We start from the raw sequence: 785 nt of genomic DNA, 5'->3' as shown, positions 1-785 counted from the left end.
ATCTTTTGGGAAAATGGGATGATCACTATCGCTCTTGGACAAAAAATAAAGAAAATTTGTTGATAATTAAGTATGAAGATTTAATTTTAAAACCAAAAGAAGAAATAAAAAAACTAATTTCTTATTTAAAAAAATACGTTGATTTTAGTTATAATGAAAAAAAAATTGACAATATTTTACAGACAACTTCATTTGATAATTTAAAAAAAATGGAAAATGAAAAATCATTTGAAGAAAGTCCTCATGATATAAGGATAGATAATAAAAAAAAATTTTTTAATCTTGGTCCAGATAACCGTTGGGATGTCTTGAATACTGAAATTAAAGAAAAAATTGAAAAACAATTCTACAAAGAAATGTTAGAACTTGGTTACGTAAACTAAGCTGGCTTGTTCATTGAGTTAAAGAAGTCAGAATTGTTTTTTGTGTCTTTTAATTTTGAATTTATAAATTCTATTGCATCCATAGTTCCCATTGGGGCTATTATCCTCCTAAGCACATTCATTTTTTGTAAATCATCTTTATTGAACAATAATTCTTCTCTTCTTGTTCCAGACTTAGTAATGTCTATTGCGGGATAAATTCTTTTGTCAGCTATTTTTCTATCTAGAACAGTTTCACTATTTCCTGTTCCTTTAAATTCTTCAAAAATTACTTCATCCATTCTGCTGCCAGTATCTATTAATGCGGTAGAAATAATTGTTAATGATCCGCCTTCTTCAATATTTCTAGCTGCACCAAAAAATCTTTTTGGTCTCTGAAGTGCATTTGCATCCACACCTCCT

The 785-nt window shown here is 27.9% G+C and carries 1 protein-coding gene and 1 pseudogene; one reads left to right on the top strand and one right to left on the bottom strand.

What is annotated here, in order from left to right; all coding sequences use genetic code 11:
- On the top strand, positions 1-383 hold a 383-nt coding region (locus AMN99_RS04260; protein WP_143323928.1), incomplete at its 5' end, for a sulfotransferase domain-containing protein.
- On the opposite strand, the pseudogene AMN99_RS04255 reads toward AMN99_RS04260, so the two are convergent.
- Positions 380-785: pseudogene (locus tag AMN99_RS04255) on the bottom strand (transcription termination factor Rho); the annotation flags it as partial. The gene AMN99_RS04260 and the pseudogene AMN99_RS04255 overlap by 4 nt on opposite strands.

The sequence above is a fragment of the Candidatus Pelagibacter communis genome (assembly GCF_001180225.1).
Classification (GTDB): Bacteria; Pseudomonadota; Alphaproteobacteria; order Pelagibacterales; family Pelagibacteraceae; genus Pelagibacter; species Pelagibacter ubique_D.
The sequence above is the reverse complement of the archived record's forward strand: the minus strand, read 5'-3'. Positions and strand labels throughout refer to the sequence as shown.